Annotated in this window: 14 protein-coding genes; 8 read left to right on the top strand and 6 right to left on the bottom strand. The window is 55.1% G+C overall.

Annotated features, from left to right (window positions below):
- Positions 1–32 precede the first annotated feature (32 nt).
- A complete protein-coding gene (locus N037_RS24280; RefSeq protein ID WP_082440903.1) occupies positions 33–260 on the bottom strand; it encodes a hypothetical protein in 228 nt (75 codons plus the stop codon).
- A 263-nt stretch (positions 261–523) separates the two neighbouring features.
- Between N037_RS24280 and pdhR the strand changes: the two genes are divergently transcribed.
- From pdhR to traT, 5 genes are all read left to right on the top strand, one after another.
- Positions 524–1,288, top strand: coding sequence for a pyruvate dehydrogenase complex transcriptional repressor PdhR (gene pdhR, locus N037_RS17730; RefSeq protein WP_008501960.1), 765 nt, complete (start codon positions 524–526; stop codon positions 1,286–1,288).
- Between the two features lie 123 nt (positions 1,289–1,411).
- Entirely contained in the window at positions 1,412–4,075 is a 2,664-nt protein-coding gene (aceE, locus tag N037_RS17725) for a pyruvate dehydrogenase (acetyl-transferring), homodimeric type (protein WP_023334524.1), read from the top strand.
- A gap of 14 nt (positions 4,076–4,089) precedes the next feature.
- Positions 4,090–5,988 (top strand): pyruvate dehydrogenase complex dihydrolipoyllysine-residue acetyltransferase, encoded by a 1,899-nt coding sequence (gene aceF, locus N037_RS17720; RefSeq protein WP_032642537.1) that lies wholly within the window; start codon positions 4,090–4,092, stop codon positions 5,986–5,988.
- A gap of 175 nt (positions 5,989–6,163) precedes the next feature.
- Positions 6,164–7,588 carry a dihydrolipoyl dehydrogenase gene (lpdA, locus tag N037_RS17715; protein ID WP_003856313.1) on the top strand — a complete coding sequence of 475 codons (1,425 nt, stop codon included), beginning with the start codon at positions 6,164–6,166 and terminating at the stop codon, positions 7,586–7,588.
- A gap of 195 nt (positions 7,589–7,783) precedes the next feature.
- A complete protein-coding gene (gene traT / locus N037_RS17710; protein ID WP_032642535.1) occupies positions 7,784–8,515 on the top strand; it encodes a conjugal transfer complement resistance protein TraT in 732 nt (243 codons plus the stop codon).
- Positions 8,516–8,578: 63 nt separating this feature from the next.
- Here traT and N037_RS17705 read toward each other — a convergent pair whose 3' ends face one another.
- Entirely contained in the window at positions 8,579–9,370 is a 792-nt protein-coding gene (locus tag N037_RS17705) for a DUF2950 family protein (RefSeq protein ID WP_032642752.1), read from the bottom strand.
- A 10-nt stretch (positions 9,371–9,380) separates the two neighbouring features.
- The gene (locus N037_RS17700) at positions 9,381–10,940 is read right to left on the bottom strand and encodes a DUF3300 domain-containing protein (protein WP_032642533.1); all 1,560 of its coding nucleotides are present in this window, start codon (positions 10,938–10,940) and stop codon (positions 9,381–9,383) included.
- A gap of 399 nt (positions 10,941–11,339) precedes the next feature.
- Between N037_RS17700 and acnB the strand changes: the two genes are divergently transcribed.
- Together acnB and yacL are read left to right on the top strand one after the other, a co-directional pair.
- Positions 11,340–13,937 carry a bifunctional aconitate hydratase 2/2-methylisocitrate dehydratase gene (gene acnB / locus N037_RS17695; protein WP_023334530.1) on the top strand — a complete coding sequence of 866 codons (2,598 nt, stop codon included), beginning with the start codon at positions 11,340–11,342 and terminating at the stop codon, positions 13,935–13,937.
- A 207-nt stretch (positions 13,938–14,144) separates the two neighbouring features.
- On the top strand, positions 14,145–14,507 hold the full coding sequence (gene yacL / locus N037_RS17690; RefSeq protein ID WP_023310423.1) for a protein YacL: 363 nt from the start codon (positions 14,145–14,147) through the stop codon (positions 14,505–14,507).
- 31 nt (positions 14,508–14,538) lie between these two features.
- On the opposite strand, the gene speD is transcribed toward yacL, so the two are convergent.
- From speD to N037_RS17675, 3 genes are all read right to left on the bottom strand, one after another.
- Positions 14,539–15,333 carry an adenosylmethionine decarboxylase gene (gene speD, locus N037_RS17685; RefSeq protein ID WP_023334531.1) on the bottom strand — a complete coding sequence of 265 codons (795 nt, stop codon included), beginning with the start codon at positions 15,331–15,333 and terminating at the stop codon, positions 14,539–14,541.
- Positions 15,334–16,203 carry a polyamine aminopropyltransferase gene (gene speE, locus N037_RS17680; protein WP_023310424.1) on the bottom strand — a complete coding sequence of 290 codons (870 nt, stop codon included), beginning with the start codon at positions 16,201–16,203 and terminating at the stop codon, positions 15,334–15,336. It abuts the gene before it with no gap.
- A 113-nt stretch (positions 16,204–16,316) separates the two neighbouring features.
- Entirely contained in the window at positions 16,317–16,664 is a 348-nt protein-coding gene (locus N037_RS17675) for a YacC family pilotin-like protein (RefSeq protein ID WP_014882582.1), read from the bottom strand.
- Positions 16,665–16,809: 145 nt separating this feature from the next.
- Here N037_RS17675 and cueO point away from each other — a divergent pair, with 145 nt between their 5' ends.
- Positions 16,810–18,378, top strand: a complete 1,569-nt coding sequence (gene cueO, locus N037_RS17670; protein WP_032642530.1) for a multicopper oxidase CueO — start codon at positions 16,810–16,812, stop codon at positions 18,376–18,378.
- The last annotated feature ends 46 nt before the right edge of the window (positions 18,379–18,424 follow it).

Raw genomic sequence — 18,424 nt, 5'->3', positions numbered from 1 at the left:
GTGGTTGTTATGTTCACGCTGTGCGTGTGTAATTATGAAAATCCATATTCTGTATTTATTTCTTTACGGTTAACGAGACCGAAAAAAGCGGAGATGGCTTCCGTAAGCGCAAGAATAGTGGTAAGCGCCTGCGAATGCACCTGCTTTATGAAGGGGTGATGACGACTTGAATAAAAAGAAAGCATTTGTAAATCGGCCCGCTCATTCTTCCTAACCCAACCTATAGAATAGAAATGCGCCTTAAGTGGGCGATTTTTCATTATTTGCCTTGTTGAATCGCTTCAGATTGCAAAAACCCTCGTTTCATTATGGTTAAAACTCCCTCTTTGGGAGTAATCAACTCATTTGTGCAAAGTTACATTTCTGAAACGTTATTTCTGTAAGGTTGTTAAAATGTGCAGGGTTTACTGATTTCAATCAAAACCAATATGGACAGAAGGTGAATACTTTGTTACTTTAGCGATACGAAATAGAAATTGGTAAGACCAATTGACTCCGGGCAAAAAGGCGTAAGACAGGGAATATGGCCTACAGCAAAATTCGCCAACCAAAACTATCTGATGTGATTGAGCAGCAGCTGGAGTTTTTAATCCTCGAAGGGACTCTGCGCCCGGGTGAGAAACTTCCGCCAGAACGCGAGCTGGCAAAACAGTTCGACGTTTCACGTCCCTCTCTGCGTGAGGCGATTCAACGTCTCGAAGCAAAGGGCTTGCTGCTTCGTCGCCAGGGCGGCGGAACCTTTGTGCAAAACAGCCTGTGGCAGAGCTTCAGCGATCCGCTGGTAGAACTTCTCTCTGACCACCCAGAATCCCAGTTTGACCTGCTTGAGACCCGTCACGCGCTTGAAGGTATTGCGGCCTATTACGCCGCCCTTCGCAGCACTGATGAAGATCGCGTGCGTATCCGCGAACTGCATCAGGCCATTGAACGGGCACAGCAGTCCGGCGATTTAGACGCCGAGTCCAGCGCCGTCGTCCAGTATCAAATCGCCGTCACCGAAGCGGCCCACAACGTGGTGCTCCTCCATCTGCTACGCTGCATGGAGCCCATGCTGGCCCAGAACGTTCGTCAGAATTTTGAATTGTTGTATGCCCGTCGGGACATGCTCCCACTGGTAAGCAACCATCGCACCCGAGTATTCGAGGCGATAATGGCCGGGGAACCGGAGCAGGCGCGTGAAGCGTCGCACCGACATCTGGCTTTCATTGAGGAAATCTTGCTGGACCGCAGCCGTGAACAATCGCGTCGCGAACGTTCATTACGCCGCATACAGCAACGAAAGGATTAAGCGCCAGGTACTTTTAGAGCGCGGCAACTAAACGCAGAACCTGTCTTATTGTGTTCTTGCCCAAGAGCACAATGGGACAGGTTCCAGACAAATCAACGTATTAGATAGATAAGGAATACCCCCATGTCAGAACGTCTCCAAAATGACGTGGATCCGATCGAAACTCGCGACTGGCTACAGGCGATCGAATCGGTCATCCGTGAAGAAGGTGTTGAGCGCGCTCAGTATCTGATTGATCAGCTGCTTTCTGAAGCCCGCAAAGGCGGCGTGAAGGTTGCTTCAGGTGCAGGGGCTAGCAACTACGTAAACACGATTGCCGTCGAAGACGAACCGGAATACCCGGGCAATCTGGATCTGGAACGTCGTATCCGTTCTGCAATCCGCTGGAACGCCATCATGACCGTTCTGCGCGCATCCAAGAAAGACCTGGAACTGGGTGGCCACATGGCATCCTTCCAGTCTTCTGCAACCGTTTACGAAGTGTGCTTCAACCACTTCTTCCGTGCAGCGAACGAGAAAGACGGCGGCGATCTGGTGTACTTCCAGGGCCACATCTCTCCGGGCATCTATGCACGTGCATTCCTGGAAGGTCGTCTGACTGAAGAGCAGATGAACAACTTCCGTCAGGAAGTTCACGGTAAAGGTCTGTCTTCTTACCCGCACCCTAAACTGATGCCTGAATTCTGGCAGTTCCCGACCGTATCTATGGGTCTGGGCCCAATCGGTGCGATCTATCAGGCTAAATTCCTGAAATACCTGGAACACCGTGGTCTGAAAGACACCTCTGAGCAGACCGTTTACGCCTTCCTGGGCGACGGCGAAATGGATGAGCCAGAATCCAAAGGTGCGATCACCATCGCTACCCGTGAGAAGCTGGACAACCTGTGCTTCATCATCAACTGTAACCTGCAGCGTCTGGATGGTCCGGTAACCGGTAACGGCAAGATCATCAACGAACTGGAAGGCATCTTCGCAGGTGCTGGCTGGAACGTGATCAAAGTCATGTGGGGCGGTCGTTGGGATGAGCTGCTGCGTAAAGACACCAGCGGTAAACTGATCCAGCTGATGAACGAAACCGTTGACGGTGACTACCAGACCTTCAAATCCAAAGACGGTGCCTACGTGCGTGAGCACTTCTTCGGCAAATATCCTGAAACCGCAGCACTGGTTGCAGACTGGACTGATGAGCAGATCTGGGCTCTGAACCGCGGTGGTCACGATCCGAAGAAAGTTTACGCTGCACTGAAAAAAGCGCGCGAAACCAAAGGTAAAGCGACTGTCATCCTGGCCCATACCATCAAAGGTTACGGCATGGGTGATACCGCAGAAGGTAAAAACATCGCTCACCAGGTTAAGAAAATGAACATGGACGGCGTGCGTTATATCCGCGACCGTTTCAACGTTCCAGTGACCGATGAGCAGGTAGAAAACCTGTCTTACATCACCTTCCCGGAAGGGTCTGAAGAGCACAAGTACCTGCACGAACGTCGTCAGGCGCTGAAAGGCTACCTGCCAGCCCGTCAGCCTAACTTCACCGAGAAGCTGGAACTGCCAGCGCTGGAAGACTTCTCTCAGCTGCTGGAAGAGCAGAATAAAGAGATCTCTACCACTATCGCTTTCGTTCGTGCCCTGAACGTGATGCTGAAGAACAAGTCGATCAAAGATCGTCTGGTTCCAATCATCGCTGACGAAGCGCGTACTTTCGGTATGGAAGGTCTGTTCCGTCAGATCGGTATCTACAGCCCGAACGGCCAGCAGTACACCCCGCAGGACCGTGAGCAGGTTGCATACTACAAAGAAGACGAGAAAGGTCAGATCCTGCAGGAAGGTATCAACGAGCTGGGCGCAGGCGCATCCTGGCTGGCTGCTGCGACCTCTTACAGCACCAACAACCTGCCGATGATCCCGTTCTACATCTACTACTCCATGTTCGGGTTCCAGCGTATCGGTGACCTGTGCTGGCAGGCAGGCGACCAGCAGGCTCGCGGCTTCCTGGTAGGCGGTACCTCCGGTCGTACGACTCTGAACGGTGAAGGTCTGCAGCACGAAGATGGCCACAGCCACATTCAGTCTCTGACTATCCCTAACTGTATCTCTTACGACCCGTCTTACGCGTACGAAGTAGCAGTCATCATGCATGACGGTCTGCAGCGCATGTACGGTGAAGCGCAAGAGAACATTTACTACTACATCACCACCCTGAACGAAAACTACCACATGCCGGCAATGCCAGCAGGTGCCGAGGAAGGTATCCGTAAAGGTATCTACAAACTCGAAACCCTCGAAGGTAGCAAAGGTAAAGTTCAGCTGCTGGGCTCCGGCTCTATCCTGCGTCACGTCCGTGAAGCAGCGCAGATCCTGGCGAAAGACTACGGTGTGGGTTCCGACGTGTACTCTGTGACTTCCTTCACTGAACTGGCGCGTGATGGCCAGGATTGTGAGCGCTGGAACATGCTGCACCCACTGGAAACTCCACGCGTTCCGTACATCGCTCAGGTGATGAACGACGCGCCAGCGGTGGCGTCTACTGACTATATGAAACTGTTCGCTGAGCAGGTTCGTACTTACGTTCCAGCGGATGATTATCGCGTACTGGGTACTGACGGCTTCGGTCGTTCTGACAGCCGCGAAAACCTGCGTCACCACTTCGAAGTTGATGCTTCTTACGTGGTTGTAGCAGCACTGGGCGAACTGGCTAAACGTGGCGAAATCGATAAGAAAGTGGTTGCGGACGCAATCACCAAATTCAACATCGATGCAGAAAAAGTTAACCCGCGTCTGGCGTAAGAGGTAAAAGAATAATGGCTATCGAAATCAATGTACCGGACATCGGGGCTGATGAAGTTGAAATCACCGAGATCCTGGTCAAAGTAGGCGACAAAGTTGAAGCTGAACAGTCGCTGATCACCGTAGAAGGCGATAAAGCCTCTATGGAAGTCCCGTCTCCTCAGGCTGGCATCGTTAAAGAGATCAAAGTCTCTGTTGGCGATAAAACCGAGACCGGCAAACTGATCATGATTTTCGATTCCGCCGACGGTGCAGCAGCTGCTGCACCTGCGCAGGAAGAGAAGAAAGAAGCCGCTCCGGCCGCCGCTGCTCCAGCCGCTGCCGCGAGCGCGAAAGAAGTCAACGTGCCTGACATCGGCGGTGACGAAGTAGAAGTCACTGAAATCCTGGTGAAAGTGGGCGACACCGTTGCGGCCGAGCAGTCACTGATCACCGTAGAAGGCGACAAAGCCTCTATGGAAGTGCCGGCTCCGTTCGCCGGTACCGTTAAAGAGATCAAGATCAACACCGGCGACAAAGTGTCTACCGGGTCGCTTATCATGATCTTCGAAGTGGCGGGTGCTGCACCTGCTGCCGCGCCAGCGCAGGCCGCTGCTCCGGCTCCGGCCGCTGCACCAGCCGCTGCCGGCGGTGCGAAAGACGTTAACGTACCGGACATCGGCGGTGACGAAGTTGAAGTGACCGAAGTGATGGTTAAAGTGGGCGACAAAGTTGCCGCTGAACAGTCACTGATCACCGTTGAAGGCGACAAGGCTTCCATGGAAGTCCCTGCGCCGTTCGCGGGCACCGTTAAAGAGATCAAAATCAGCACCGGCGACAAAGTGTCTACCGGCTCCCTGATCATGGTCTTCGAAGTGGAAGGCGCTGCGCCTGCCGCAGCTCCGGCTGCCGCGGCTGCTCCAGCACCGGCTGCTGCACCGGCTCAGGCGGCTAAACCAGCTGCTGCCCCTGCTGCTAAAGCAGAAAAATCTGAGTTCGCTGAAAACGACGCTTACGTCCACGCGACTCCGCTGATTCGTCGCCTGGCGCGCGAGTTCGGTGTGAACCTGGCGAAAGTGAAAGGAACGGGCCGTAAGGGTCGTATCCTGCGCGAAGACGTTCAGACCTACGTGAAAGACGCGGTGAAACGCGCCGAAGCTGCACCAGCTGCAGCCGCTGGCGGCGGTATCCCGGGCATGCTGCCATGGCCGAAAGTGGACTTCAGCAAGTTCGGCGAAATCGAAGAAGTGGAGCTGGGCCGCATCCAGAAAATCTCTGGTGCTAACCTGAGCCGTAACTGGGTGATGATCCCGCACGTTACGCACTTCGACAAAACCGATATCACCGATCTGGAAGCGTTCCGTAAACAGCAGAACGCCGAAGCTGAGAAGCGTAAGCTGGACGTGAAATTCACCCCAGTCGTCTTCATCATGAAAGCCGTTGCCGCTGCCCTTGAGCAGATGCCACGCTTCAACAGCTCTCTGTCTGAAGACGGCCAGAAGCTGACGCTGAAGAAATATATCAACATCGGTGTTGCGGTTGATACGCCAAATGGTCTGGTTGTTCCGGTCTTCAAAGACGTGAACAAGAAGAGCATCACTGAGCTGTCCCGTGAACTGACCACCATCTCCAAGAAAGCGCGTGATGGTAAGCTGACTGCCGGCGAAATGCAGGGCGGCTGCTTCACTATCTCCAGCATCGGCGGCCTGGGTACCACCCACTTCGCGCCGATTGTTAACGCGCCGGAAGTGGCTATCCTCGGTGTGTCCAAGTCCGCGATGGAGCCGGTGTGGAACGGCAAAGAGTTCGTGCCGCGTCTGATGATGCCAATCTCTCTGTCCTTCGACCACCGCGTGATCGACGGTGCTGATGGTGCGCGCTTCATCACCATCATCAACAACACCCTGAGCGACATTCGCCGCCTGGTGATGTAATCGAAAAGCCGGCCAGTCGGCCGGCTTTTTTCTGATAATCTCACGGTGTTTGTGAGGTTATTGGCGAAAGCGACAATTCGTGAGCCGTTTGTTGTTTCAAAATTGTTAACAATTTTGTAAACTGCGGGCGGATAGAACGACCCGGTGGACGACGGGTATAAATTAAGAGGTCATGATGAGCACAGAAATCAAAACTCAGGTCGTAGTACTTGGGGCAGGCCCGGCAGGTTACTCCGCAGCATTCCGTGCAGCGGATTTAGGTCTGGAAACCGTCATCGTAGAACGTTACAGCACCCTCGGCGGTGTTTGTCTGAACGTCGGCTGTATCCCTTCTAAAGCGCTGCTGCACGTAGCGAAAGTTATCGAAGAAGCCAAAGCGCTGGCTGAACACGGTATCGTCTTCGGCGAGCCGAAAACCGATATCGACAAAATTCGTACCTGGAAAGAGAAAGTTATCACTCAGCTGACCGGCGGTCTGGCGGGTATGGCCAAAGGCCGTAAAGTGAAAGTGGTAAACGGTCTGGGTAAATTCACCGGTGCGAACACCCTGGAAGTGGAAGGCGAAAACGGCAAAACCGTGATCAACTTCGACAACGCGATCATCGCGGCAGGCTCTCGCCCAATCGAACTGCCATTCATTCCGCATGAAGATCCACGCGTGTGGGATTCCACCGATGCCCTGGAGCTGAAAACCGTTCCTAAGCGTCTGCTGGTCATGGGCGGCGGTATCATCGGTCTGGAAATGGGTACCGTGTACCATGCGCTGGGTTCAGAGATCGACGTGGTTGAAATGTTCGACCAGGTTATACCGGCTGCCGACAAAGACATCGTTAAAGTCTTCACCAAACGCATCAGCAAGAAATTCAACCTGATGCTGGAAACCAAAGTGACTGCCGTTGAAGCAAAAGAAGACGGTATTTACGTTTCCATGGAAGGCAAAAAAGCCCCATCCGAACCACAGCGTTACGACGCCGTGCTGGTGGCTATCGGCCGCGTGCCGAACGGTAAAAACCTCGACGCGGGCAAAGCTGGCGTGGAAGTGGACGACCGTGGCTTTATCCGCGTTGACAAACAGCTGCGCACTAACGTGCCGCACATCTTTGCTATCGGCGATATCGTCGGTCAGCCAATGCTGGCACACAAAGGTGTTCACGAAGGTCACGTTGCCGCTGAAGTTATCGCCGGCATGAAGCACTACTTCGATCCGAAAGTCATTCCATCTATCGCGTACACCGAGCCAGAAGTGGCATGGGTGGGTCTGACCGAGAAAGAAGCGAAAGAGAAAGGCATCAGCTACGAAACCGCCACCTTCCCGTGGGCTGCTTCTGGCCGTGCTATCGCGTCCGACTGCGCTGACGGTATGACCAAACTGATCTTCGACAAAGAGACTCACCGCGTGATCGGTGGTGCGATTGTCGGTACCAACGGCGGCGAGCTGCTGGGTGAAATCGGTCTGGCTATCGAAATGGGCTGTGACGCTGAAGACATCGCGCTGACCATCCACGCTCACCCGACTCTGCACGAGTCCGTGGGCCTGGCGGCAGAAGTGTTTGAGGGTAGCATCACTGACCTGCCAAACGCGAAAGCGAAGAAGAAATAAGTTTCTTCCCTGATTGCTAACGCCTCCTCTGGAGGCGTTTTTTTTGCCTGAAAACTACCCGTTATGGTAGGTAACTTATTGTTATTTCCCCTAAAAATTTTCATCTGTCTGCCGATACCTTTTGCACCATTGTGTAGCTACTGGCCGCACGGTTAACGATTCTGGACTTTTGATTACACACAAAAAGGAAATAACATGTCTTTGAAGAAAGTGATGGGGATTGGCTTATTAGCGGCAGTGATGACGCTGACCGGGTGCGGTGCGATGACGACGGCGGTGAAAAAGCGCAACCTGGAAGTAAAAACGCAGATGAGTGAAACCATCTGGCTTGAGCCATCCAGTGAAAAAACGGTCTACATTCAGGTTAAAAACACCTCTGATAAAGATATGAGCAACCTGCAGACGCTGCTGGCAAACGATCTGAGTGCCAAGGGATACAAGGTCACCAGCTCACCTGACAGCGCATACTACTGGGTGCAGGCTAACGTTCTGAAAGCAGACAAAATGGACCTGCGTGAAACTCAGGGCTACCTGAAAACGGGCTATGAAGGTGCCGCTGTGGGTGCCGCGCTGGGGGCCGGTATTACGGCCTACAACAGCAACTCCTCCGGCGCAGCGCTGGGCGTGGGGCTGGCTGCGGGGCTGATCGGCATGGCGGCAGATGCGATGGTGGAAGACGTAAACTATACCATGGTGACCGACCTGCAGATCTCCGAGCGCAGCAAGGCGAAGGTGACCACGGACAACATCGCGGCGCTGCGTCAGGGAACGTCTGGCGTGAAGCTCCAAACCAGCTCCGAGCAGGGTGACCGCGCGAAGTATCAAACCCGCGTGGTGTCGAACGCTAACAAAGTAAACCTGAAGTTTGAAGAAGCCAAACCGGTTCTGGAAGCTCAGCTGGCAAAATCTGTCGCAAATATTCTGTAAGTTAAAAAGCCGGGTGGCGGCTTCGCTATACCCGGCTTGCAAAACGTGGTCCGTTGACGCTATTCAGGGCGCGACGGGCTGCCAGGTTTTATCAGGGTGATATGCGGTTAACGCCCGGGCTTTTTGCTCCGAATCACTGCCGAGATCGCTCTGGTACACCTTGTCGTCCTGGTTTATCAAAAAGCTCATTACGCCCGTCTGGCCATAGCTGACCGGCCAGGCAACCATCGCGAAACCGTGATTATCCGGCAAAATTCGAAAGCGATAGCCGTGATAGCCGGTCCCTGGCTCTTTCGGGCTAAATGCCGGGCCGAGCGGGCTGGGCGCTTCGCCGGGCGAGGCTGGCCAGTACAAGCCGTCTTTTTTGCCTTTCGAGCTGACAATCTTCTGCGCGTATTGCTGGTTCAGCGCAAAATAGCTTCGCTGCGCATCAACATAGGCATGTAAGGCTTCAATGGCGGCGAGCTCGTTACGCCCGATTTCGCGGGTGAGGATCTCTTCAGCCCCTTCTTTGATATCGAACTGCCAGCCGGCAGAGGTTTTGATCACCGGGATGGGGAGCTGCCAGCCGCTGTCTCCGACAACCAGATGCGCCGTATCCCCTTCGACAACCGTGTTGTGCCGGACGTTCCAGTCGCGCAGGAAGCGATCGACAGCATCAGGGTCAACGCCTTCAGGGGGCAGAAAATCACGCCAGTTCTCTCCGAGCAGGTTGGTCATTGCACTCTCATTTTGCTCACTAATGGCTTTGGTCAGCGCATCGGTTGCCCGATCGGGTGTGCTAAAGGACTGCTGCGCCATCACCGGGGCCGAAAGCATGAACAACACCATTCCACTGAGTAGTTTACTTTTCATGTCGGTTCCCTTAGCGATGTCGAATTTCACGGCGTTCAGCACGTCCACCAGACGGCTGACGCGGCTGCTGCTGGCGAGCAGCGAGCTGTCTGCTTTGCGCGCCACGCTGCTGCTGCGCCTGCCAGTTCGCGGAGCGGCTGTCGTTACCGCTCAGCGCATTGGCCCGCGGCTGGCTGTTTCGCTGCTGGAGAGGGCGTTGCTGCGCGGGCTGTGAAGCCCGCTTCTCTTGTCTCTGCGCGGTGGTCTGGCGGTTTTCTCGTTGCTGAGCGCTGCTGCGCTTCGCCGTCTGCGGTTTGGTGTCGTAGCCACGGTAGTTATTGCGCTGCGAAATCTGCTTCAGCTGTTCGCTTGAGGCCTGGCGCTGCACATCTTTCGTTCCGGTGCGCGCCGTTTGGGGGAAGGTTTTGCCCGTGGATTTCTCCATCTGGCTCAGAGCGGCCTGACGCTGGCTATCGCGGTTAACCGGTTTTTGCTGCGTTGAGCTGAGCCCTGTCGCCGTGTTGGTGGAGTGGAAGCGAGTGTTGAGCTGGTTGGTCGGGTAGGGCACGCCTTCCCGATAGGCCGGGTTGTGCTGCCAGGTGCGGTTGGCGTCCGTCAGGCGCTGTCCGCTGATTTTATTGAAGTTCTCAACGTTGATATTGATGTTGTTATCACCGTTGCGGTTATAGCCGCCGTGATTATCCCCGTCGCCATGGTGATGATCCCAGTCATCGTCATCATCCCAGTCGATGTTGCTGAAGATGGCATAGGTTGTGGCGACGCCCAGGCTGAAGCCTAAACCGTTTACGAAGCTGTTGCCAAACTGCTCCCCGAGTGTAGGCGGGAGATAGGTGGGCGGATAGGCGGTGTTTGGCCAGGTCCCGTAAACCGTATTGGGATTATAGGTGGGGACGTAAACAACCTGCGGATCGGCAGATTCAATTTTGATTACCGTTGGGGCGGGCGCGGCCGTCGTCGTTGTCGTTGTCTCGGTGGTGCTGGTTTTCGCTGGCGCCGTTTTTGTTACGGTGGTGACCGTTTGCTGAGGAGTGGATTGTAAAGCGCCCGTCTTCTGTGCCAGCGCGCGCAGGCGCTGAACAGAATCCATTACGTCCTTCGGCTGCGCGAGAAACGCATCACCCAGATTTTGTACCCACGGCGGGTTTTCGCCCATCAGGGACATCAGCTGAGGAAACGCAACCAGCGATTTTACGCTGGGATCCCAGGGCTGGCTGGCAACGGCCTGAATGGCGGCGTCTCCCTCCATCTTCGGGTTGTCTTTGGACCACTGCGCCGCCTGAATCACGTTGGCCGGATAGGTCGACGCCATTAAAATTTGCGACAGCAGGGCATCCGGGTAGAGCGCGATGGGAGCAACCCATTGATCGATTTGCGCGGCAGTGTAGGCTGGCGCGACAACAGGGGCGGGCTGGGCTGCGGCAGGCGCCGCTGGTGCAACCGGTTGTTGTGCGACGGGGGCCGGTGCAGCAGGCTCCGTAGCGCGGCCTTTGACAAACATGACGCCTGAGGCGGCAAACAGCCCGGCACTGCACAGAAGGACGAGCAGATGTGGCTTAAAGGGCAACTTCATAAAATGACTCCAACGAGACAAGCGCTGTGCCGTGAGGCGTTACGGTTGGCGTGAGTATTATTCACCCGTCTTTTACTGTTTTGACTTTTCTTGGGAAGCGTCCGGTACGTCCGGATAAAGAGTGTGAGTATTTATTACACAATTATATCTGATGAAGAAAAAACTGAAGCGTCACGGTGCAGAAGATGTCGCAAAATGATGCCCTGAATCCCCGCTACACCATGCTTAACGATTCAGCAAATTTTTTAATGTTGCTTTTTTGTAAACGGATTAACACTGTGCAGAAATCCTGCTATGCTGCCCGACGCGGTATCGGGCATTTACCCTACAAACTGCTGTCTCACAGGAGCGTGAAGAGAACGCCCGCCGCATATGACAATGAGAGCGAGGAGAACCGTCGTGCTAGAAGAATACCGTAAGCACGTAGCAGAACGTGCCGCCGAGGGAATTGTACCCAAACCTTTAGATGCAACCCAAATGGCCGCGCTCGTCGAGCTGCTGAAGAACCCGCCTAAGGGCGAAGAAGAATTCCTGTTAGATCTGCTGATCAACCGCGTACCGCCTGGCGTAGATGAAGCTGCCTACGTAAAAGCCGGATTCCTTGCTGCTATCGCCAAAGGCGAAGCCACCTCCCCACTGGTTACTCCTGAAAAAGCCATTGAACTGCTCGGCACCATGCAGGGTGGTTATAACATTCATCCGCTGATCGACGCGCTGGATAACGACAAGCTGGCACCGATTGCCGCTAAAGCGCTCTCTTCCACGCTGCTGATGTTCGATAACTTCTACGACGTAGAAGAAAAAGCCAAAGCAGGCAACGTCTATGCGAAGCAGGTGATGCAGTCCTGGGCTGATGCCGAATGGTTCCTGAACCGTCCTGCTCTGGCTGAAAAAATCACCGTTACCGTCTTTAAAGTGACCGGTGAAACCAACACCGACGACCTCTCTCCGGCACCGGACGCGTGGTCTCGCCCGGATATCCCTCTGCACGCCCTGGCGATGCTGAAAAACGCCCGTGAAGGCATTGAGCCGGATCAGCCGGGCAGCGTCGGCCCGATCAAACAGATTGAAGCCCTGCAGAAAAAAGGGTTCCCGCTGGCCTACGTGGGTGACGTTGTGGGTACCGGTTCTTCCCGTAAGTCCGCGACCAACTCCGTGCTGTGGTTCATGGGTGACGATATCCCGCATGTGCCAAACAAGCGCGGTGGCGGCCTGTGCCTCGGCGGCAAAATTGCGCCAATCTTCTTCAACACCATGGAAGATGCGGGCGCACTGCCGATCGAAGTGGACGTCTCCAACCTGAACATGGGCGACGTGATTGACGTTTACCCGTACAAAGGTGAAGTGCGTAACCACGAAACCAACGAGCTGCTGGCAAGCTTCGAGCTGAAAACCGACGTGCTGATCGACGAAGTGCGTGCCGGTGGCCGTATCCCGCTGATCATCGGCCGTGGCCTGACCACCAAAGCGCGTGAAGCGCTCGGTCTGCCGCACTCCGACGTGTTCCGTCAGGCGAAAGACGTGGCGGAAAGCAGCCGCGGTTACTCTCTGGCGCAGAAAATGGTCGGTCGCGCTTGCGGCGTCGCCGGCGTTCGTCCGGGCGCGTACTGCGAGCCGAAAATGACCTCAGTAGGCTCTCAGGACACCACTGGCCCAATGACCCGTGATGAACTGAAAGACCTGGCGTGCCTGGGCTTCTCGTCTGACCTGGTAATGCAGTCCTTCTGCCACACGGCGGCCTATCCGAAGCCGGTTGACGTGACCACGCACCACACGCTGCCAGACTTCATCATGAACCGCGGCGGCGTTTCTCTGCGTCCGGGTGACGGCGTCATTCACTCCTGGCTGAACCGCATGCTGCTGCCGGATACTGTGGGTACCGGCGGAGACTCCCATACCCGTTTCCCAATCGGTATCTCCTTCCCGGCGGGCTCCGGTCTGGTGGCGTTTGCTGCTGCGACCGGCGTGATGCCGCTGGATATGCCGGAATCGGTGCTGGTGCGCTTCAAAGGTAAAATGCAGCCGGGTATCACCCTGCGCGACCTGGTTCACGCGATCCCGCTGTATGCGATTAAACAGGGCCTTCTGACCGTTGAGAAGAAAGGGAAGAAAAACATCTTCTCTGGCCGCATCCTGGAAATTGAAGGTCTGCCGGATCTGAAGGTTGAGCAGGCGTTCGAGCTGACCGATGCCTCCGCCGAGCGTTCTGCGGCGGGCTGTACCATCAAGCTGAACAAAGAGCCGATTATTGAGTATCTGAACTCTAACATCGTGCTGCTGAAGTGGATGATTGCAGAAGGCTACGGCGATCGTCGTACGCTGGAGCGTCGTATCCAGGGCATGGAAAAATGGCTGGCCGATCCGCAACTGCTTGAAGCCGATGCTGACGCAGACTACGCGGCGGTGATCGACATCGATCTGGCGGATATCAAAGAGCCAATCCTGTGTGCACCGAACGATCCGGACGACGCGCGTCCGCTGTCTGAGGTTCAGGGCGAGAAGATCGACGAAGTGTTTATCGGATCCTGCATGACCAACATCGGTCACTTCCGTGCAGCCGGTAAACTGCTGGATACCCATAAAGGCCAGCTGCCAACCCGTCTGTGGGTGGCGCCGCCAACCCGTATGGACGCGGCTCAGCTGACAGAAGAGGGCTACTACAGCGTGTTTGGTAAGAGCGGTGCGCGTATTGAAATCCCTGGCTGTTCCCTGTGTATGGGCAACCAGGCGCGCGTAGCCGACGGTGCGACGGTGGTCTCCACCTCTACCCGTAACTTCCCGAACCGTTTAGGTACCGGTGCAAACGTCTTCCTGGCCTCTGCGGAGCTGGCGGCGGTTGCGGCGCTGATTGGCAAACTGCCAACGCCGGAAGAGTACCAGACCTTTGTGGCGCAGGTTGATAAGACGGCGGTGGATACCTATCGCTATCTGAACTTTGACCAGCTCTCTCAGTACACCGAGAAGGCTGACGGGGTTATCTTCCAGACGGCAGTATAAATGCTACCCTCTCCCGTGGGAGAGGGGCTGGGGGTGAGGGCACCAGACCGCACCTGACCCATTGCCCGGTGGCGCTACGCTTACCGGGCCTACAAAACCCACCGCAACGTCGGTGGGTTTTTTATTTTCATTCCTCCCACCTCTCACGCTTTTTTTCTTCCTCGCTGCTGCGATAATTACCCTAATGGCTTTGCAGAGGAAAACACTATGGATTACGAATTTCTGCGCGACATCACCGGAGTGGTGAAAGTGCGTATGTCGATGGGCCACGAAGCCGTTGGACACTGGTTTAACGAAGAGGTGAAAGAAAATCTCGCACTTCTTGATGAGGTTGAACAGGCGGCAAATACGGTGAAAGGCAGTGAACGATCCTGGCAGCGCGCCGGGCATGAATATACGCTGTGGATGGATGGTGAAGAGGTGATGGTGCGCGCCAACCAGCTCGAGTTTTCAGGCGACGAGATGGAAGAGGGGATGAGCTACTATGACGAAGAGAGCTTGTCGATGTGCGGCGTGGAAGACTTCCTTCAGGTCGTGAACGCCTACCGAGACTTCATGAAACAGAAATAACAGGCCGGAGCATCCCTGCTCCGGCTTGCTCTTACACGGCCGGAATATTACGGCCGTAGTAAATCTCGCGCATCTCTTTCCAGAGCAGGTCAGTAATCGCCTTACGCTCTTCTTCGCTTAAATCTTCCGGCTTCGTGTGGAACATGTAGTGCTTAAGGTCGAATTCCTTCAGTAACATCTTGGTATGGAAGATATTTTCCTGGTACACGTTCACGTCCATCATGTCGTACAGCGATTTCATGTCGTCGGACATAAAGTTCTGAATAGAATTGATCTCGTGGTCGATGAAGTGCTTCATGCCGTTGATATCGCGGGTAAAACCACGCACGCGATAATCAATGGTGACGATGTCCGATTCCAGCTGGTGGATTAAATAGTTCAGCGCGTTCAGCGGGGAAATCACGCCGCAGGTCGACACTTCGATATCGGCGCGGAACGTACACAATCCGCCTTCCGGGTGACTCTCCGGGTAGGTGTGCACGCAGATATGGCTTTTATCCAGGTGGGCAACCACCACTTCCGGCAGCGGGCCCGGGTGTTCCGTTTTGTCGATAAGCTTCGGGTCGACCGGCTCTTCGCTGACCAGAATGGTCACGCTGGCGCCCTGAGGTTCATAATCCTGTCGGGCGATGTTCAGGATATTTGCGCCAATAATGGAACAGGTTTCTGACAGGATCTCGGTCAGACGGTTGGCGTTGTAGAGTTCGTCGATATAGGCGATGTAACCATCGCGTTCTTCCGCTGTTTTGGCATAGCAGATATCGTAAATACAAAAACTCAGGCTTTTCGTCAGGTTGTTAAAGCCATGCAGTTTAAGCTTTTTCAATTAGCTCACCCCCTTAGTGGATAATGCGTCTTGCAGGTACTGCGGCAGAGCAAACGCTGCGGTATGAATTGCCGGATTGTAGTATCGGCACTGAAGACCGGCCTGATGGAAGCGGGCCTGAATAATTTCGGTAGAGAGATGGCGTAATACGTCGTTATCCGTTGCCCAGGCAAAGGTCATGATCCCGCCGTAGTACGTCGGAATGGCCGCCTGATAGAAGCTGACATCATCGAAATAGGTGCTGAGCTTACGATGGCTGTCGAGCGCTTCATCCTGCTGCAGGAAGCAGACGCCATTTTGTGCGACGAAGATCCCGCCTGGGTTCAGGCAGCGCTTGCAGCCTTCGTAGAAGGAGGAGGTAAACAGCGACGCGCCAGGGCCGATAGGATCGGTGCAGTCGGAGATAATAACGTCAAAGGTTTGCGAGGTCTGGTTAACAAAATTAACGCCGTCGTCAATCACCAGGCTAAAGCGCGGATCGTCATAGCTACCGGCATTGTGGTTGGGCAGGTACTGGCGGCAGAAAGAGACGACGCCTGCATCAATTTCCACCATGGTGATGGTTTCAATGGAACGATGGCGGGACACTTCACGCAGCATTGCGCCGTCGCCACCGCCGATAATCAGGACATGCTTTGCGTGACCGTGCGCCAGCAGCGGGACGTGGGTCATCATCTCATGATAGATAAACTCATCCCGTTCGGTCGTTTGCACGACGCCGTCCAGCGCCATCACGCGGCCAAAGGCGGCATTCTCGAAGATGATCAGATCCTGGTGATCGGTTTTCTCATGATAGAGCACGTTATCAACGGCAAAGTACTGACCAAACTGGTCATGCAGTGTTTCATGCCACAACGTGTGGTCGGCCATAGCGAACTCCTCCTGTGTAAACATCCATTACGCTCACAAAAAATGAGCGAAACATGATAGCTAACTCTAACCGTGGTTGCACGGCCAGAGGTTCAACAGGGGCGTCGGGAAGGTTATTTCACGTAGGCGAGCAGGCTGAGTGAATCACGAGCCAGCGCTTTGCATTTTTTGGCAGTGGGAATACCAATACCGCTTAGGTCACGGTAGCTGTCTTCGCCGAGCGCCTTCATGTCGAAGCTGTCGTAGTTGCTGAGATCCCACTGGTTCTGCTGGGCAAAAAAGACCAGCGCGCGGCGAATCTGCCCGTTGGGTAAATTCTGGTAGCCACAATCATTTTTCAGGAATACAAAAACCGCCGTTAAATCGGCCATATCTTCCGCTTCATTTTCACTTAGCGCATAGCTGTTCGCACACATTGCCATCAGGCTACCGAACAAAATTGTCCTGAAAAACGTCTTCATTGCTTCTACCACTTCTTCACGGAAAATTAACGTTAGCATACTTGATGCCGGTGCGACGATCTTTATTATTGCCGCTTGACTTGACCTTCCGGTAAGGGGAGGGTTTATGCTCAAAAGATCGCCTGCTGGAAATAAGGAAATGAACATGCAACGTCGTGATTTTTTAAAATATTCCGCTGTGCTGGGGGCTGCCAGCGCATTACCTCTCTGGAGCCGCGCGGTGTTCGCGGCTGACAGGCCTGCCTTACCCATCCCTGACTTACTGACCGCTGACGCCCGCAGCCGTATCCAGCTTGTTGTACAGGCCGGCAAAACGACGTTCGGCGAGCACAACGCCACGACGTGGGGCTATAACGGCAATTTGCTCGGTCCGGCGCTTCAGCTACGGAAAGGGAAAGCGGTGACGGTGGATATCCACAACACGCTCGCCGAAGAGACGACGCTGCACTGGCACGGGCTGGAAGTGCCGGGTGAGGTGGACGGCGGGCCGCAGGGCATCATCAAAGCGGGCGGCACGCGCAGCGTCACCTTTACGCCTGACCAGCGCGCGGCGACCTGCTGGTTCCATCCGCATCAGCATGGCAAAACGGGCCATCAGGTGGCGATGGGGCTGGCGGGGCTGGTGCTGATTGAAGACGACGAAAGCCGCCTGCTGCGCCTGCCGAAACAGTGGGGCATCGACGATGTGCCGGTGATTGTGCAGGACAAGAAATTCAACGCTGACGGTCAAATTGACTACCAGCTGGACGTGATGAGCGCGGCGGTAGGCTGGTTTGGCGACACGCTGCTGACCAACGGCGCCATTTACCCTCAGCATGCCGCGCCGAAAGGCTGGCTGCGCCTGCGCCTGCTCAACGGTTGTAACGCACGCTCGCTGAATTTCGCCGCCAGCGATAAACGCCCGCTGTACGTGGTCGCGAGCGACGGCGGCCTGCTGCCGGAGCCGGTGAAAGTGAGCGAGCTGCCGATGCTCATGGGCGAACGCTTTGAGGTGCTGGTGGATATCAGCGACGGCAAGCCGTTTGACCTCGTAACCCTGCCGGTGAGCCAGATGGGGATGGCGGTTGCGCCGTTTGATAAGCCGCATCCGGTGCTGCGTATTCAGCCATTGCTGGTGGCCGCTTCCGGCACGCTGCCTGATACGTTAACCACGCTGCCAGCACTCCCGTCGCTTGACGGGCTTACCCAGCGCAAGCTCCAGCTCTCCATGAACCCCATGCTCGATATGATGGGCATGCAGGCGCTGATGGCGAAATATGGCGATAAGGCGATGGCGGGGATGCACCACGGCCAGATGATGGGCCACATGAATATGGATCACGGCAAAATGGGCGGCATGGGGAACATGGATCACGGCGACCATGGCTTTGATTTCCACAACGCCAATATGATCAATGGCAAAGCGTTTGACATGAACACGCCGATGTTTGCTGCCGCGAAAGGGCAGTTTGAGCGCTGGGTGATTTCGGGCGAAGGGGACATGATGCTGCACCCGTTCCATATCCACGGTACCCAGTTCCGCATTCTTTCAGAGAACGGCAAAGCGCCGGATGCGCATCGCGCGGGCTGGAAAGATACGGTGAGAGTGGAGGGCGGCGTCAGCGAGGTGCTCGTGAAGTTTGACCACGACGCGCCGAAGGAGTTTGCCTATATGGCGCACTGTCACCTGCTGGAACATGAGGATACGGGGATGATGCTGGGCTTTACCGTATAAAAAAAGCCGGGTGGCGGCTTCGCCTTACCCGGCCTACATAGGGCAC

This window comes from Enterobacter sp. EGD-HP1 (assembly GCF_000733275.2).
In the GTDB taxonomy this organism is placed as follows: domain Bacteria; phylum Pseudomonadota; class Gammaproteobacteria; order Enterobacterales; family Enterobacteriaceae; genus Enterobacter.
Note: the sequence above shows the minus strand (reverse complement) of the source record. Positions and strands in the feature narration are given on the sequence as shown.

Bases quoted from the DNA above. Each gene is read 5' to 3' on its own strand.
- N037_RS24280 (WP_082440903.1), bottom strand. From the start codon at position 260: ATGAAAAATCGCCCACTTAAGGCGCATTTCTATTCTATAGGTTGGGTT.
- pdhR (WP_008501960.1), top strand. From the start codon at position 524: ATGGCCTACAGCAAAATTCGCCAACCAAAACTATCTGATGTGATTGAG.
- aceE (WP_023334524.1), top strand. From the start codon at position 1,412: ATGTCAGAACGTCTCCAAAATGACGTGGATCCGATCGAAACTCGCGAC.
- aceF (WP_032642537.1), top strand. From the start codon at position 4,090: ATGGCTATCGAAATCAATGTACCGGACATCGGGGCTGATGAAGTTGAA.
- lpdA (WP_003856313.1), top strand. From the start codon at position 6,164: ATGAGCACAGAAATCAAAACTCAGGTCGTAGTACTTGGGGCAGGCCCG.
- traT (WP_032642535.1), top strand. From the start codon at position 7,784: ATGTCTTTGAAGAAAGTGATGGGGATTGGCTTATTAGCGGCAGTGATG.
- N037_RS17705 (WP_032642752.1), bottom strand. From the start codon at position 9,370: ATGAAAAGTAAACTACTCAGTGGAATGGTGTTGTTCATGCTTTCGGCC.
- N037_RS17700 (WP_032642533.1), bottom strand. From the start codon at position 10,940: ATGAAGTTGCCCTTTAAGCCACATCTGCTCGTCCTTCTGTGCAGTGCC.
- yacL (WP_023310423.1), top strand. From the start codon at position 14,145: ATGGATTACGAATTTCTGCGCGACATCACCGGAGTGGTGAAAGTGCGT.
- speE (WP_023310424.1), bottom strand. From the start codon at position 16,203: ATGGCCGACCACACGTTGTGGCATGAAACACTGCATGACCAGTTTGGT.
- N037_RS17675 (WP_014882582.1), bottom strand. From the start codon at position 16,664: ATGAAGACGTTTTTCAGGACAATTTTGTTCGGTAGCCTGATGGCAATG.
- cueO (WP_032642530.1), top strand. From the start codon at position 16,810: ATGCAACGTCGTGATTTTTTAAAATATTCCGCTGTGCTGGGGGCTGCC.